10 protein-coding genes and 1 pseudogene are annotated in these 15784 nt (G+C 34.2%); 9 read left to right on the top strand and 2 right to left on the bottom strand.

Annotation, left to right across the window (positions count from 1 at the left end; all coding sequences use genetic code 11):
• The 5 genes from AB8B65_RS05815 to AB8B65_RS05835 form a co-directional block, all read left to right on the top strand.
• A partial coding sequence (locus AB8B65_RS05815; RefSeq protein WP_405299918.1) for an amidohydrolase occupies positions 1–1082 on the top strand: 1082 nt, incomplete at its 5' end.
• 75 nt (positions 1083–1157) lie between these two features.
• Positions 1158–4154: an ATP-binding protein gene (locus tag AB8B65_RS05820; RefSeq protein ID WP_405299919.1), complete on the top strand. Its 2997-nt coding sequence runs from the start codon at positions 1158–1160 to the stop codon at positions 4152–4154.
• On the top strand, positions 4147–4791 hold the full coding sequence (locus tag AB8B65_RS05825) for a response regulator (RefSeq protein WP_405299920.1): 645 nt from the start codon (positions 4147–4149) through the stop codon (positions 4789–4791). The genes AB8B65_RS05820 and AB8B65_RS05825 overlap by 8 nt, the downstream gene beginning before the upstream one ends.
• A gap of 93 nt (positions 4792–4884) precedes the next feature.
• Positions 4885–9930, top strand: a complete 5046-nt coding sequence (locus AB8B65_RS05830) for a leucine-rich repeat protein (protein ID WP_405299921.1) — start codon at positions 4885–4887, stop codon at positions 9928–9930.
• A 291-nt stretch (positions 9931–10221) separates the two neighbouring features.
• Entirely contained in the window at positions 10222–11772 is a 1551-nt protein-coding gene (locus AB8B65_RS05835; RefSeq protein ID WP_405299922.1) for an FMN-binding glutamate synthase family protein, read from the top strand.
• Between the two features lie 91 nt (positions 11773–11863).
• Here the strand turns inward: AB8B65_RS05835 and AB8B65_RS05840 are convergent, their stop codons facing one another.
• The gene (locus AB8B65_RS05840; protein WP_405299923.1) at positions 11864–12343 is read right to left on the bottom strand and encodes a hypothetical protein; all 480 of its coding nucleotides are present in this window, start codon (positions 12341–12343) and stop codon (positions 11864–11866) included.
• A 293-nt stretch (positions 12344–12636) separates the two neighbouring features.
• Between AB8B65_RS05840 and AB8B65_RS05845 the strand changes: the two genes are divergently transcribed.
• The 4 genes from AB8B65_RS05845 (at position 12637) to AB8B65_RS05860 (ending at position 15178) form a co-directional block, all read left to right on the top strand.
• Positions 12637–13452 (top strand): DUF6597 domain-containing transcriptional factor, encoded by an 816-nt coding sequence (locus AB8B65_RS05845; RefSeq protein ID WP_405299924.1) that lies wholly within the window; start codon positions 12637–12639, stop codon positions 13450–13452.
• An 86-nt stretch (positions 13453–13538) separates the two neighbouring features.
• Complete coding sequence (locus AB8B65_RS05850) at positions 13539–13913, top strand: VOC family protein (RefSeq protein WP_405299925.1); 375 nt, start codon at positions 13539–13541, stop codon at positions 13911–13913.
• A gap of 201 nt (positions 13914–14114) precedes the next feature.
• Positions 14115–14507, top strand: a complete 393-nt coding sequence (locus AB8B65_RS05855) for a hypothetical protein (RefSeq protein WP_405299926.1) — start codon at positions 14115–14117, stop codon at positions 14505–14507.
• 146 nt (positions 14508–14653) lie between these two features.
• On the top strand, positions 14654–15178 hold the full coding sequence (locus AB8B65_RS05860; RefSeq protein ID WP_405299927.1) for a hypothetical protein: 525 nt from the start codon (positions 14654–14656) through the stop codon (positions 15176–15178).
• Positions 15179–15287: 109 nt separating this feature from the next.
• On the opposite strand, the pseudogene AB8B65_RS05865 reads toward AB8B65_RS05860, so the two are convergent.
• Positions 15288–15641 (bottom strand): annotated as a pseudogene (locus AB8B65_RS05865) (TlpA family protein disulfide reductase); the annotation flags it as partial.
• Positions 15642–15784 lie beyond the last annotated feature (143 nt).

Below are 15784 nucleotides of genomic sequence, written 5' to 3' on the forward strand. Positions count from 1 at the left end.
CATTAGGTTTAGAAGTACAAACTGGTGTAGCTCATACTGGAGTTGTTGGTGTTTTAAAAGGTGATTTGCCCGGAAAAGTGGTGGCGTTGCGTGCCGATATTGATGCACTTCCTGTAACGGAACGTACTGATGTTCCTTTTAAATCAAAGGTTCAAACAACTTTTAATGGCGTAGATACTGGTGTCATGCATGCTTGTGGACACGATACGCACACTGCCATTTTAATGGGCGTTGCGGAAATTTTTTCGCAACATAAAGATAAAATTAGAGGAACTATTGTATTTATTTTTCAACCTGCAGAAGAAGGCGCACCAAAAGGTGAAGAAGGCGGTGCAGAAATGATGGTAAAAGAAGGTGTACTCAAAAATCCTGATGTAGATGCTATTTTCGGATTGCATATTAGTGCTGGATTTGATGTGGGAACTATTAGTTATAAATCTGGCGGAATAATGGCTGCTTCTCAAAGTTTTGAAATCAACGTAAAAGGAAAGCAAAGTCACGGTTCAAGACCTTGGACAAGTGTTGATCCTATTATGACAAGTGTAAAAATTATTGATGGATTGCAAACGATCATCAGTAGAGAATCTGAATTAACAAAAGAAGGCGCTGTAATTACGGTTGGAAAAATTACTAGCGGCGTACGTAGCAATATCATTCCTGAAAAGGCACAACTTATCGGAACTATTCGTACGTTAGATTATGACATGCAAGCTTTTATTAACAAACGTATGAAAGAAATGGTTCCCGCAATAGCGAAAGCATACAGAGCCGAAGCGACTATTGAAATTGAAAAAGGATATCCAATTACATACAACGATCCAAAATTAACCGCACAAATGTTGCCGTCGTTGCAAAAAGCAGCAGGAACAAGCAATGTAAAAGAAATTAAAGCCATTACTGGTGCTGAAGATTTTTCATTCTTTCAAAAAGAAGTGCCAGGATTGTATTTCTTTTTAGGTGGAAAACCTGTTGGAAAACCTGCAACTTCACATCATACACCCGATTTTTATATTGATGAAAGTGGAATGAAACTCGGTGTAAAAACTTTTGTACAACTTACGTTAGATTACCTCAACAATTAACAAGAAAATGACGACTTGCCTTTTTTAGATATCTTTACATTGCTATTATAAGAAAACTAACCTCTAAAGTCCTCTATGAATAAAAGTATATTATACGTATTATTCTTTTATACAATTGTATCGTTTTCACAATCTAATACACTATTTCAAAAGACGTACACTACACAGGACGGTTTAGGAATAGACAATATCGCTACTTTATGTTTTGATACTGATGGTTTTTTATGGTTAGGCGGAAGTAATTTAGATAACAGAACCATTGTATCTAGCAATAATAAACTAGTGTTACAGCGTTTTAATGGTAAAATATTCCATGATATAGCGCTACCAGCATACGAAAATCCAATTAAGGAAATACAACAATTATACAAAAGAAACGATGGTAAGTTTTATGTTGTTTGTAAATTATCTAAAGGCCATACATTACTACTCTTCGACCCATACACAACCGTTTTTAATGTAGTAGCAATTGATGATTATGATTTTATAAAAACAGGAGTATCTGATGTTGTTTCGTATAACAATGAAGAGTATGTATTACTTCAAAAAGATAGGACAATTTCTCTTATAAAACTGAAAGATGATGCAGCATCCGCAACCATTTTTAGTTTTACGAGTATTGAAAATAATTTTATCATGGAAAGCTCAAGTAAAATTATTCCATTTAAAGATTTTGTGTTGATTTCTGATGATAATTTTACAACTAAAGTTTTTGATTGGAATGGCAACTTATTAAAACAAATTGATGCGGTAGATACACATGAATTTCCTCAGCAAAAAAAGATTGTTATTGATGAAATTTTTATCAAAAATAATACACATTATGTGTTTTTGCTCAACAACCCAAATCTTTATAGAATAGATGAAACCAAAAAAGATATTATACGGGTTAAAAATAATAAGTTACCAAACATTCATTTAAACACGTATACAGATTCTTTTGGAAACACACGTATTATTGCTTCAAACGAAAAAAGCATTTCTTTTCATTCTTTTAAAGATAATTCATTAACAACTGATTATCAATTTAATATAAATGCTCTTCATGGTTTAAAAGTTGAATCAAAAAATATAAATAACGATGTATGGATAGCAACCAATGGTAAACTTCACTATTTTAAATTTCCAAGTACTACCGTAAAAAATTTTCTACCAGATTATCAACTAAGAACCATAAAACCATTAGATACTGAAAATATTTTAGCAACCACAGAAGATAATGACTGGTTTACAATAAACACAAATACTCATGAAGTTTCCCCATATAAAATCACCCTAAACAATAAACTCTTTAAGGCTTCATCGCGAAATATTATTCTTGAAGATAGCATTATATGGACCAATGGAAACTATGGTATTATAAAAGTAAACAGGATCACAAGAATTGCAAAAAGTTATCGGCATTACCCAATTATATGTCTTGAAAAACTAAATGATAGTAGTATTGTGTATGGTACTAAAGGCTACAATTTAATGCAATTTAATACGAAAACAGAAACACATACACCTTTATTAAAAACGGACTCGCTTTTTATATATGATATCGAACTAAAAAAACATGACAACCTTATTGTAGCTGGAACAAACAAAGGGTTACTGACGTATGATTTAGTTACAAAAAATGCCACATTTTATAATAATAAAACAGACTTAGAAGATCCTTTTACTTTAATGTTAGACTACCATAAAGACTACGGATATTTATTGGGTTCTCGTTCGGGAACTATTGTAGCTTTTAATCCAGAGGATGAAAGTTTTACAACGATATACAAAGATGAATTCAAAGCTGGAATTGCCACTATTTTAGTGGATAATGATTTTTGGTGGATCAACACTTTTAATGGCGTAGTCGCTTTTAATCCTGAAGATAAAACAACAACACGTTTTTCAGAAAAAGACGGTTTCACACATTATGAAGCCAATAGATACAGTGCTTTAAAAACGAATAAAGGACTCTTCGTTGGCATGATAAAAGGCTTAAATTATTTTGATTCAAAAGCATTAAAAACACAAAAAGATTCAGCCAAATTAACACTCTTAAGAGTTAGACATTATAACAAAACAGCTAAGGTTTTTAAAGATGAATTTAATAGAAATACTTTCAAAGATAATTACAGCATTTCATTACCTAGTGAAAATCGGGCTTTAGATATCGATTTTGGACTTAAATATATTGATGCTGAACATAAAGGCTATACCTATAAATACCGTTTAAATGATAAAAATTGGGTAGAATTAAAAAACAAGAATACCATTCAATTTCCAAATTTAGCGGCAGGAAACTACATCTTAGAAATTGAAGCTGATGATTTTTCGGGACACAAAATTGGAGAATCGTTATTAATAACTATTAATAGCACAGAGTTTTTTTATAAGAAATGGTGGTTTTTCACCTTGGTATCGCTATCTATTATAGGTTTTCTTGTTTGGTTATTAGTTAAAGCAAAAGAAAGAAAGCAGTTGCAAGAAGAATTTTCGCGAGGTTTGATACAATCGCAAGAAGACGAACGCAAACGCATTGCTAAAGAATTGCATGATAGTATTAGTCAGCAACTCACACTCATTAAAAAGAAAGCACAAAGCACCAACCAAGACGAAATTACATCGCTTACGCATAATACATTAGAAGAAGTACGTGCCATTTCTCGTGGTTTATATCCGCCATTATTAAAACAATTAGGCTTCACTGAAAGTATAGAGCAACTCATTTTGGATGTTGATGAACAAACCGATTTATTTGTTTCGGCAGATATTGAAAATATAGATGCTTATTTTAATGAAGAACAAACCCTAAATTGCTATCGTTTTATTCAGGAATGTATTCATAACTGTTTAAAACATGCACAAGCAAAAGCGCTATCTGTTAACTTATTAAAGTCAGATAATACGATTAAAATTGGCATTCAGGATAACGGAAAAGGTTTTGATGTTTCAGACAAGCAAAAGCAACATAGTTTGGGCTTAAAAACCATGTATGAACGTATTCGTATATTAGATGGCGAGTTAACTATTGATAGTAAACCAAATAAAGGCACCATAATCGTAGCTAAAATCCCTTTGAAAAATGGCTAAAAATTTAACAATTGTAGTAGCAGACGATCATCCAATGCTTTTAAAAGGCTTAACTGAAGAGTTAACGGCTAATGGTTTTAATGTGATTGATACTGCTGTAAATGGTGCTATTGCATTAGAGTTGATTACTCGATTAAATCCAGATATTGCGATCTTAGATATAGAAATGCCTTTATTAAGTGGTTTTGAAGTGATAAAAAAATGTGAAGATAAAAACTTAAAAACCAAGTTTATTGTATTGACTTCACATAAAGAAAGTCGTTTTATATTTAAAGCCAAAACGCTTAATATTTCTGGATATTTACTTAAAGATGAGCCTTTTCAAGAAATTCAAAAGTGCATACACAGCGTGTTTAATGGCGAACATTACTACAGTTCAACATTTAATGATGTATTTGACAAAGAGATTTCTCCAAAAATTCAGAAAATAAAACTATTATCGCCATCAGAACGAACTATAATTCGCCTAATTGCAGACAATAAATCTTCAAAAGAAATTTCAGAGAGCTTGCTTATTTCCATAAGAACTGTTCAAAAACACAGATCTAACATTATTAATAAATTAGATTTAAGCTCTGATCAAGACGCACTTAACAATTGGGTGGCGACTAACAAGTTACTTCTCGCTTCTATATAAAATAGAACTACGTACCCCTACGTATTTTTTGCACAAGCTACGTATTTACTGGCGTTTGCTAAGACACTATTTTTACAAAAAAAATATTTTATTATGAAAAAAATATTGTTTGTAGCCTTACTATGTGTATCTAACCTTACATTTTCACAAACTTTTGATTTTAATGGTTTTTCGTTTAGTGTAAATACAGCCAATCCCACTACCGTAACCGTAACAGGAAAAGCTGTTGGTAATACAAATCTAGACATTGTAATTCCAGGTATGGCTACCGATGGTGCTAATGTAACCTATACAGTAACAAATATAGGTGCCGTTGCTTTTGATAATATTCAATTAACAAGTGTAATCATACCAGATAGTGTTATTGATATCGGGAATTCTGCTTTTTTACAAAATCAATTAACTAGTGTGACTATGGGTACTAATATAAACTCTATAGGAAGTGGTGCTTTCAGACTTAATCAATTAACAAATGTCACCATTCCTGAAAGTGTTTCAAGTATAGGAAGTTTCGCTTTTCACAACAATAATTTAACCAGTGTTACCATTCCTAACAATGTAACAACTATGGGAGGATCAGCTTTTTTTAACAATCCAGTTTCTAGTGTCACTATAGGTAGTGGAATAACCTCTATTGGAGGGTTTGCTTTCTCGTTTGCAATACCAACTAATCCAAATAGTGGACAACACAGTCTTACTTTTTTAGGTGGCCTACCACCAACAATACAATCTGATAGTTTTCTAAATTCATTTAATCAAACAAGACGAGGAGATATATCTGTAACCGTACCTTGTTCTGCTTTAACAAACTATACAAATAATTCTTCATACACGGGTTTCTTTGGATTCACTTGTTTTGATCTTTGCACTTTTGGCTTATCATTTACAGCTCCAGCAGACCTATGCTTAAATGCAGGTGTACAAAATGGTCTAGGTGGCGGACTATTAGTTGGTGGTGTGTATTCTGGACCAGGAGTTACTGACGATGGCAACGGAACAACCTATAGTTTTGACCCAGCAGTTGCTGGTGTTGGCACGCATCCTATATCTTATACATATACAGATGGCACTGGATGTACTGATAGCGCTATTGATACCATAGAAGTATTTGCAGTACCAAATACAACTTTTACAGCACCAACAGATGTATGCTTGAATGCAGATACTCAAACAGGACTTAGTGGCGGTACTCCAGCGGTAACTATACTATCTACAACGGTTACCTTAAATATTAATTATGATGTTTTTGGGTTTGGTGGTTTTATTGGAGGAGATATTGTATTTGATAGCTCTGGAGCTATGCTATCTACAGACGTTACTGCAAACAATGAAGCTAGTGGTGGCACGGCTAATTTAGTGAATGCAACTGCTTTGGGCGACACCATAACACTAACATTTGATAATGGTCAAACTCCAAATATCGTAGCAGATACCACTATTATAGGTGCTTCTGGAACTATAAACTTCATCTCTGGAACCGATTTTACAGTTGTTGGAGATCTTCTAAATTACGTTTCTGGTAATGCTACTGCAAGTACAGATTTAGTAGGTACGCGTTTATATACTGGACCAGGTGTAACAAATGATGCTAATGGAATAACCTATAGTTTTAACCCAGCCGCAGCTGGTATAGGAACACACACCATTACCTATACCTATACAAATGATAATGGCTGCGCGGCTACAGCCAGTGATACAATAACAGTATTAGCGCTAGATACGGTAGTCTTTACGGCACCAGCAGATGTATGCTTGGATGCTGGTGTACAAACTGGATTAGGTAACGCTACTCCGTCTGGTGGTGTATATTCAGGACCAGGCGTTACAGACGATGGCAACGGAATGACCTATAATTTTGACCCAGCAATAGCAGGCGCAGGTGTACACATTATAACTTACGATGTTACAATAGACAATGGTTGCTCAATTTCAGCGTCAGATACCATAGAAGTCTTTGCGCTTGATGATGCTGCTTTTAGTTACGACGCTTCAATGTATGGTTGTGATGTTGCTTATCCTACACCTACAATTACAGGTTTAGAAGGCGGAACGTTTTCTGCAGGTACTGGACTTACAATACATCCGAATACAGGTGAAATTGACACCGCTACAACAACACCAGGTACCTATACTGTGACCTATACTACAGCAGGAAACTGTATTAATAGTTCGAGTGTTAGTGTTACATTTACGACAAGTTGTATGGCTGCAACAGCATTTAATTTTGACGGTGTAGACGATTATGCTGTGGCAACAAACTCTTCAGTTTTAGATATTACTACAGGGACTATAGAAATGCGCATTAAACCGCAAACAAAAACAACATCGCAAACCATTTTAGGCTATCGTAATAGTACTGGCAGTAGCACTAAATACTTGTTTAATCTATTAGGCAATCTTACTGGTATTGGCTTCTGGAACGGAAGTAGCTTCCAAACTATCCCTTACACCTTTAGTGAGAACCAATGGTATAATATAGCCATAACTGATGATGATTCTGGTAGTACAACTGTGTATGTAAATGGTGCAGCTATTGGTGCTTTTGCATCAGAGTTTGGTACAGCAACAGGAGCTGGCCTCAACCTTTATGTTGGTGTCGATTTTCCGTTAAATGAATATTTTAAAGGTGATATTGGCGATATACGTATCTGGAATACCGTCAAAGTAGGCGGCACAGCTATTTGTACACCTACTCCATCTGGAACAGATTTAGTAGCGCATTACAATTTTAACCAAGGATTTGAAAATTCAAACAATAGCAGTGTTAATAGTGTTTTAGATACTTCAAGTAATGCAAATAATTTACAACTAACCAATGTGGCATTAACTGGTGCTGCAAGCAACTGGGTGAATACAGATACTACTATTTTTGATACTGTTTCCCCAACAGTCATAACACAAGACATTACCTTAAACTTAACCTGTAGCTCCTCCACAACAATAACCGCAGCAAACATAGATAATGGTTCTTTTGATAATTGTGGCATCGCATCACTAACGATAGATATAGATACGTTTGACATTTCTATGATAGGTGCAAACACGGTAACCTTAAGTGTTACGGATTTTTATGGAAATGAAAGCTCGCAAACAGCACAAGTAACGGTTGTAGATAATATTCAGACCAGATTATATGTCAATCAATCCGCTACAAGTGATTTTGATGGGACCAGCTGGGAAACTGGTTTTTTTAATCTACAAGACGCTATTATTGCTTCACTTAGCTGTTCAACAATAACCGAAATTTGGGTAGCTAGCGGGACTTATTCCCCTAGTGCACTTCCAAGAAATAACACAATTACAGCAGGTATAAGTACTCGTGACAATACGTTTCATTTACCTAATGGCATAAAAATATATGGTGGCTTTAATGCTACTGAAACCTCAATTGATCAACGCGATATTGTTTCAAACCCAACCATACTAAGTGGTAACATAGGCAATCCGTCATCTTCCACAGATAATACCTATCATGTGGTAACGTCTGTTTTAGACAATGCAGAAACACGACTTGACGGTTTTATTATAGAAGGTGGACTAACCACTTTTAATGAAGTAACTGGCCTTACTATTGAAGGTATAGATGTAAGACGGCGACTTGGTGCTGGGATTAGTAACCATAATTCTAGTACAGTATTTGCTAATTTAATTATTCGTGATAACACTGCAGATATTGGTGCAGGTATTTATAATAAAGAAACCATTAATACGAGTTATACTAATATTGTAATACATAACAATAATACAGTAGGCTTTGGTATTGGCGGCGGTATGTACAACAAAGCTGCATCTTTTACTGCAACTAATGTATTAATAGCCAATAACTTTTCTGATGCAGGTCCAGCAATTTATAATGATACATCAAGTAACGCCATATTAACCAACCTTACTGTTTTTAATAATACCTCACCATCTACTTTTTTAAATGGGTCTGCACTTATTGCTAATAGTAATAGTACAATTACAATTACAAATACTGTAATGTATAACAATACCAGAGACATTGGTTTAGGAAATAACTCTACAGTATCAGGCACTAATAATTATGTTTTAACAGCCCCAGCACAATTTGGTTCGCCTGCAGGTTTCACACAACTTATAGCAGACCCATTCACAAATAGTGCTGACATTGATGGTTTAGACAATATTTTTGGCACAGCAGACGATGGTTTGCTTCCTTCAGAAACAGGTGTTTTAATCGATTCAGGGAATACCGCATCAAACTCACAAACAACTGATATTACAGGAGAAACACGTAACCTCGGTACAGCAATAGATGTAGGTGCTTACGAATACCAATTTAAATTGAGACTAACACCAAAAGTAAATTTACAAGGTGCATTATTAGGAAATACAAATGGTTTAATGCGTGATGATTTACGTACTGCTGGTTACTTACCAACCACATCACCTTATCCAGATGGTTTAACTTGTGATGCTTCTGTGTTTAGTGGAGGAAGCGCTGCCGCTAGAGGAGGTTTTTTACAAAATGATATTGTAGATTGGATATGGATAGAATTACGCGATGAAACCGATAATACCGTAGTTATAGCAAGTACTTCTGCCCTACTGCAACGTGATGGCGATGTTGTTGCGGTTGATGGTTTTTCTAATATAGAATTTTCAATTCCGTACAATAGCTTTTATATCACTTTAAAGCATCGCAATCATTTAGGAGTAATGACAGCAAACACAGTACAGCTTGATAATACACTTACATTTGTAGATTTTACAAATGCTTCAAATCCAATTGCTTTTGGCACAAATGCACAAGCAACTGTGATGTTACCATTGCTTAATAGACCAACTGCAAATTGGCAAAAATCAAATCAATCAAACAATGTGTTAGCACTTTGGGCAGGAAATGCTAATGGAGATACAGTAGTTCAATATTCAGGAACGAGTCCTGATACGCCAAGTATCTTATCAAACGTACTGAACGACGCTGGAAATTTTTTAAACTTCCCTACGTATACGGTTTCTGGGTATAATAATAATGATATTGATATGAATGGAAGTACGCAGTATAGTGGAACAGCACCAGACACACCATTTATCTTGCAAAACGCACTAGCGCATCCTGGAAATTTCTTAAACTTTAGTACGTACGGTATACAAGAACAACTACCAGAAAATTAAACTAAATTCTAATTATTAATCAGTAAAGCGTCTAAACTCCAAGTTTAGGCGTTTTTTATTGAAAAAAAATAAAAGAATTGCTTCTCAAAACAGATTATACCATTTGTGATTTGAAATTACTGTAAAATAAAATGATGATTTTTTTCTTCATACAAAAAAGAAAACTAAGGTATAGCCTGAGCTACAACTTCTTTTTATTTTGAGGTAGAAAGGAAAAAGGGGCGTTTTATTACGATAATTTCAAGTTATAAATGGTATTATTCTTATTTTTGAGCAAACCTTTTTAAAACTATGGATACGATTCTTTCTTTTCTTGGCTCAATTTCTTGGTGGCTTTGGATACTTATTGTGTTAGTAATTATTGCTATTCGCGATATTTCCCAAAGAAAACATACCATAAGTCACAACTTCCCTATCGTTGGACACATACGGTATTTGTTTGAAAGTATCGGTCCTGAAATTCGCCAGTATTTTGTAGCCAACAATCGAGAAGAATTGCCATTCAATCGTATTGAACGCGGCTGGATTTACGCTTCTGCCAAAAAACAAAACAATTACGAAGGTTTTGGTACTGATAGAGATATTTATGCACATCATCACATGTTTATCAATAATGCCATGATGCCGTATAAAGTTCCAGAAAATCATCCAAATACTGTAGATAAATCATTTTTACCTTGTGCAAAAGTTATGGGTGAATTCAATAAAAGAAAACGTCCGTTTCGTCCGGCTTCAGTTATAAATATATCTGCCATGAGCTTTGGTTCGCTTTCCGCAAAAGCGGTAGAGTCTATGAACAAAGGTGTAAAAATGGCTGGCGCATATCACAATACTGGAGAAGGCGGATTATCTCCACATCACAGTCACGGTGGCGATGTGGTTTTTCACTTCGGAACAGGATATTTTGGTGTGCGTGCGGAAGATGGTGGTTTTTCTATGGAAAAAATGGTCAAACTAGTCGAAGATAATCCATTTATAAGAGCCATTGAAGTCAAACTATCACAAGGAGCAAAACCTGGAAAAGGTGGTGTATTGCCTGGAAAAAAGATCACACCAGAAATTGCAAAAATTAGAGGTGTTGAAGTTGGTAAAACTGTATTATCGCCTCCAAATCATAAAGCGTTCTCAAATGTTCCTGAATTGGTCGACTTTGTAGAAGAAATTGCAGCAGCAACAGGTTTGCCTGTCGGAATTAAAGCTGCGATTGGAAAACTAGAACAATGGGAAGAATTAGCAGATATTATGAAAGCTACTGGAAAAGGCCCTGATTTTATTGCCGTTGATGGTGGTGAAGGCGGAACTGGTGCTGCGCCTCCAAGTTTTGCTGATCACGTGTCATTACCTTGGGTTTATGGTTTTGCCGATTTATATAAATTATTTCAAGATAAAGGACTAACAGAACGTATTGTGTGGGTTGGAAGTGGAAAATTAGGCTTTCCTGCCAAAGCTGCCATGGCATTTTCTATGGGTGTTGATTGTATTAATGTAGCGCGTGAAGCCATGATGAGTATTGGTTGTATTCAAGCGCAGATATGTCATACGAACAAATGTCCTGCTGGAGTTGCTACACAGAGTAAATGGTTGCAAGCAGGAATTGATCCGACGTTGAAGTCTGTGCGATTGGCACAATATTTTAAAACGTTCCGAAAAGAATTTATCGAAATTACACATGCCGCTGGTTATGAGCATCCATGCCAGTTTACGATGCGAGATGTTACTGTAAATGTGGACGATCATCATTTATCAAAAGATTTAGATACAACGTATCGATATCAGAAAACGCCTGTGCCTTTTTCAGGAATGGAATCGTTGCAAGAATGTGCGCATTTGGGCGGGAAATAGGTTTTTGTTGGTTTGATTTGTTGATTCGTCAATTTGTTTACATTGAGCATGTCGAAGTGTAAACTTATAAACTTTCTAAACTCAAAAACTTTTAGTTATTTTCCAATTCTTCTAACTCCAAAATAAAATCATATTGTAAATCTTCATGCAATGTACTAATGGCTTTTTTTGCCATTCCTAATTGCCGCTCGTAAATATTATTCATTTGCACACTTCTTTGGTGTGATGGTTTTAACTCTTTCAACTTTCCACAGAAGTGCAATAAAACAGCAGCTTCCGTTTCTTTCTTTTTAGAGTAGCGAATGTATTTTTTGAGCATCCGTAATATTTTGCGCACACTTTTCTTTACATAATACAAGCTATCATGATTCAGTTTTGAAAATGCTTCGTCGGTTTCTTCTTTTATTTCGCGAATGTACTCGTCTTCGTCATGTGCATCAAAAAGTACGTAGGTAAGTAATTCTTTGTTTTCCTTCTTAAATTTTGCCAGTTTTAAGCAGATTTCAATCAGTTCTTCTTGCGAATGTTCTTTCAATTCTTTTTTAAGTACGGAAACAGTAACAGCTTTCATGCGTTAATATCTATTGTTTTTTATTGGTCACATGGTATTCGCTATTAATCATTTTCTTCAGTAAAAAACTTGTTAATATGCTCATTTCATGTATGCAGAATGATTTTAGCGTAATGTAAACAATAAAGCTTATTTTTTATAAAAGTTCTAAAAGTATTTTTCTAGATGTGATACAGTTCAAAAATTGCACATATTGTTTTGTATCTTTATACAGATTCTTTTCGTTTTAAAACAATCAATTAAACCGCAAGATTTCGTAAAAAGAAACCATCTAAATAAAAGCAATACAGTCAATGAAACCAAAAATATTTGAACCACACGAAAATTTAGCAGCATGGGTTAAATGTTATTGGACATTGGAAAGTACTATTGAAAATACGCCCTTAAAAAACACCATTATTCCTGATGGAACCATGAAATTAATTTTTCATTATGGCGATACGTACAAACATCATATAAACGATACAGAAAGTATCATTTTACCTAAATGTTTTTTAATCGGGCAATTGACACGTCCGTATGTTGTGGAGCCACTTGGCGTTACAGGTTCGTTTGTAGTTCGGTTTCAACCAAACGGATTTTTACCTTTTGCAAACATTAGCATAAAAGAAATTCAAAATACAGCAGTACCTTTAGATGCACTTTTTGGTAACGAAGGAACAGCAATTGGAACACAAATTTTACAAGCCAACTCAACTTCCGAAAGAATACAATTAATCGAAACATTTTTGCTAAACCGATTAACTGACAAAAAGAGCATTGATTCCATTGTAGCATCAACCGTTGAAACAATTTTAAATGCAAATGGACAATTTACTGTGAATGAACTTTCTAAAAAAAACAATATCAATCGCAGGCAACTGACTCGTAAATTTTCGTCAACCATTGGTTTAAGTCCCAAACAACTTTCAAAGACCATAAGAATTCAAAATACATTAAAGACACTATTAACAACAGAAGTGACAAGTTTGACTGATTTGGCTTATGAAAACGAATATTTTGATCAAGCACATTTCATCAAAGATTTTAAAGAATTTACAGGCTTAACGCCGAAAGAATTTTACGGCGAGCATTTAAAAATGTCACTGATTTTTGATAGCGAAGAATAAGCATGTCCCATTTTTACAATTTTATCTTTTAAAGCCATCGCATATTTGCATTGCAATAACGCAACAAAATATAAAAAACAATAAAGATGAAAAATGTAAATCCTGTAAACTGGTTTGATATTAATGTTTCTAACTTAGCTACTGCTAAAAAATTCTATGAGACTGTTTTTAACATAAAACTTGTTGATTTCCCTATTGAATTCGGTAAACAATCTGGTTTCCCGTTTGATCCAAAAGGATTAAATATTACTGGCGCATTGGTAGAAAAAGAAGACTTTATACCAAACAGCAACAACACTATTATTTACTTTGAATCAGCAGATTGCATAACTGAAGAAAACTTAGTTGTACAAGCTGGCGGAAAAATAATTAGACCAAAAATGTCAATCGGAGCTTTTGGCTTTGTATCTATTTTAATGGATATTGATGGCAATACTATTGGACTGCACTCTAGAAAGTAACTTACAACAACATTATATAAACAATAGCGATTCTGGTATATACTTGAATCGCTATTGTTTTTGAATACAGTTCGTCATATAAATGCAACAACGTCAAAATTCTCACAAAACTTCTAAAACCTATAGCAAACCGAAAATAATCGCTAATTTTAACCCATAATGAGCGGTTGAAGCCGTTTTTTAGATAAAAATAAACAGACTATGAAAAAAACAATTCTATTCGCTTTCGCACTTTTAATGTGTTCATTAATGGCTTTTACAACTGTAAAAACTGTCGCTAATGATTGCGAAATTTTACACGAAGGCACATTTATATATGGAGATTCTGAAGAGGTAATTAAGGTTGTCATCGATGGAGAAAATCACACAGAATACCATAATAATGGAAAGTATATCATACAATCAAAATTAGATTGGGTTAACGATTGTGAATATAATATGACCATGCAAAAAGTAACGATTCCAAACTTTCCGTATGAAGTTGGTGATGTGATGAATATAAAAGTCGATAAAATTGAAGGGAATAATATTTTGTATACTGCAACATTAAAAGGCCAAAAATGGCGTAGTTTTTTTGTGAAAGTTGAGGAATAAGCTGTAAGTAAACTGTTTGCAACGACATAATTTTTCAAACAAAATAATTTACCTCAAATTCACGTCAAACACATCACACAAACACAATAAATGTTTATTTGCCTAGTTAGTAAAAACATATTATGTTTGCTAAAACTGCTATTTTTATGGAAGATAAAATTTTTGACTTGTTAATGTATTGCGTTCCTACGATTATTACGGGAGGAATTGCCTATTTTTTCTTTAGAGATCACATGACCAATGAAGACAAAAGAAGACGTTATTTATTGCATAAAGATGCACAAAAAGAAGCGTTGCCAATACGTTTGCAAGCATACGAGCGACTTTCCTTGTTTTTGGAACGCATGGCGCCTTCAAAATTATTGATTCGCGTTTCGCCAACATCTTCCGATAAAGACGATTATGAGCGTTTGTTAATTATGAGTATTGAACAAGAGTTTGATCACAATTTATCACAGCAAATTTACATGAGCGATCAATGTTGGAATATCATTATCGCAGCAAAGAATACCACTATACAATTTGTTCGTAAAGCGGGATTGTCTGAAAAAGTAACCTCAGCCGATAAATTACGCGAAGTTATTCTCACAGAAATGATGGAACAAGAATCGCCAAGTGCAACTGCATTATCATTTATTAAAAAAGAGGTTTCAGATTTTTTAAATACGTAGCCAAAACCAAAAATAATTGTAAATTGTTTAAACTTCAATAAACCAAGTGTTTAATCGTTTTTTGTTTCGAAATCACCCATTCTTCAAATGACTAATTAAGTTTAAAGCATTACTTAATCAATTTATCAAGCATCTTTCTCAGTAAAGGATCAGAAGGTCTAGGTGCATCTGCACTAACTATATTCCCTTTTGGGTCTACTAAGATAAATCTCGGAATCCCTGTAATTGAATATTCAGTTATAAAAGAAGATTTCCAGTCCTTATCGGCCATTAATTGTACACCACCTAGTTCTTTTTCATCAACCATTTTCTTCCATTTATCATGATCAGCTCTTGCGTCTATAGAGATGCTTACAAATTCAATGTTTTTATCATGATAGTCTTTTTCAACTTGTTTTAATGAAGGAATCTGACCTATACAAGGACCGCACCATGTTGCCCAAATATCTATATAAACATACTTTACTCATTTGTCCAAGACTTTCTTTAAAAAATCATTCTCAACTTGTAATTGACCTATTTTACTATAAAGAGCACTCTTTTCCTTATCGACTTGCTCTGTTTTGGTTTTAGAATCAAAAGCTTTTGATGAATTTTCGATAAACT

It is taken from the genome of Kordia sp. (assembly GCF_045105435.1).
Taxonomy (GTDB): domain Bacteria; phylum Bacteroidota; class Bacteroidia; order Flavobacteriales; family Flavobacteriaceae; genus Kordia.

Excerpts from the sequence above, each read along its gene's own strand:
- AB8B65_RS05855 (WP_405299926.1), top strand. The coding sequence starts at position 14,115 with ATGAAAAAAACAATTCTATTCGCTTTCGCACTTTTAATGTGTTCATTA.
- AB8B65_RS05835 (WP_405299922.1), top strand. The coding sequence starts at position 10,222 with ATGGATACGATTCTTTCTTTTCTTGGCTCAATTTCTTGGTGGCTTTGG.
- AB8B65_RS05845 (WP_405299924.1), top strand. The coding sequence starts at position 12,637 with ATGAAACCAAAAATATTTGAACCACACGAAAATTTAGCAGCATGGGTT.
- AB8B65_RS05820 (WP_405299919.1), top strand. The coding sequence starts at position 1,158 with ATGAATAAAAGTATATTATACGTATTATTCTTTTATACAATTGTATCG.
- AB8B65_RS05860 (WP_405299927.1), top strand. The coding sequence starts at position 14,654 with ATGGAAGATAAAATTTTTGACTTGTTAATGTATTGCGTTCCTACGATT.
- AB8B65_RS05850 (WP_405299925.1), top strand. The coding sequence starts at position 13,539 with ATGAAAAATGTAAATCCTGTAAACTGGTTTGATATTAATGTTTCTAAC.
- AB8B65_RS05840 (WP_405299923.1), bottom strand. The coding sequence starts at position 12,343 with ATGAAAGCTGTTACTGTTTCCGTACTTAAAAAAGAATTGAAAGAACAT.
- AB8B65_RS05825 (WP_405299920.1), top strand. The coding sequence starts at position 4,147 with ATGGCTAAAAATTTAACAATTGTAGTAGCAGACGATCATCCAATGCTT.
- AB8B65_RS05830 (WP_405299921.1), top strand. The coding sequence starts at position 4,885 with ATGAAAAAAATATTGTTTGTAGCCTTACTATGTGTATCTAACCTTACA.